Raw genomic sequence first — 1069 nt, 5'->3', positions numbered from 1 at the left:
ATCTTGAACTAGATCAGCCTGTAGAGTAACCTGAGGCTTAACTTCGTATGAAGCTGAAGCTGTACAACCGTTCTCGTCCTTGATCACAAAATTGTAAGTTCCAGGAGCATTGATTGCAAATGTTGGCGAAGCTTGGAAGCTTCCTCCATTTACGCTGAACATCGGTGCTGTTGCAAGATCCGTGTCTGATGTGTAAGTAACCGTTACATTAGTAGATGTTCCTACAAAACAGATCAATGCCGGAGCAGTGATTGTTGGCGCATCGTCGCTTCCAATGGTTATTGGGAATGGCGTTCCGATAACACAGCTGTTGGCATCCATTACATAAACTTTCCAGTTTGTAGTCGTAGGATCCAATAATGCTTCATTTGAAGCTGAATAAGTTCCAGGGCCTGTAGCTGTTGCCGGTACAAATGAATACTGATATGGAGCTGTTCCGCCAGTAGCGATTACACTCACTTTCGCATCAGAACCACAGTTTGCATTCTTGTTCTTGTCGATTGCCAATGCTAATGCATCCGGCTCTGTAACAGTCATGCTTGCTGTAGCTTTACAGCCTGTAGCCGTATCCGTAACTTCCAATGTATAGTTACCTGCCACTAATCCTGTAGCCGTCACGACGTTTCCTGTTGTTGAAAGCGTTCCTGTACCAGCAATCAATGTAGAAGTAAATCCGCCTGCGTGATCCGCAACATCAAATTGAACTGATCCGTTAGATCCGCCGTTGCAAGAAACGTTTGCAAGCAATGTGCTTGAAACCGTAATATTCACAACAGGATCTACCGTATGAGATTCTGTATATGTACATCCGTTTGCATCCGTAACCTGGAATACGTAAGTATCTGGAGCCAAGTTTGCAAATGTTGTAGTCGTTTGTTTAATTCTTGTTATTGGAGATAAGATCTCATAATAAAGCGTGCCTGTTCCGCCTACCGTAGCCGTGATTTCGACTGTAGCGTCACCTGAACAAGTATCTGGTACTGTAGTTGCGATAGTCAAATCAGTTGGAGGATTCAATGCCGGAACATTAACTCCGTTTGTGATCGTCACTGAACAGCCATTTGCGTCC

1 protein-coding gene is annotated in these 1069 nt (G+C 44.2%); it reads right to left on the bottom strand.

The window, feature by feature from the left end; translation table 11 throughout:
• Positions 1-1069 (bottom strand): hypothetical protein (locus EYY60_RS00080; RefSeq protein ID WP_208749425.1); only part of this gene is annotated, 1069 nt, incomplete at both ends.

Origin of the sequence: Flavobacterium zhairuonense (genome assembly GCF_004352915.1) — a bacterium.
Classification (GTDB): Bacteria; Bacteroidota; Bacteroidia; order Flavobacteriales; family Flavobacteriaceae; genus Flavobacterium; species Flavobacterium zhairuonense.
The sequence above is the reverse complement of the archived record's forward strand: the minus strand, read 5'-3'. Positions and strand labels throughout refer to the sequence as shown.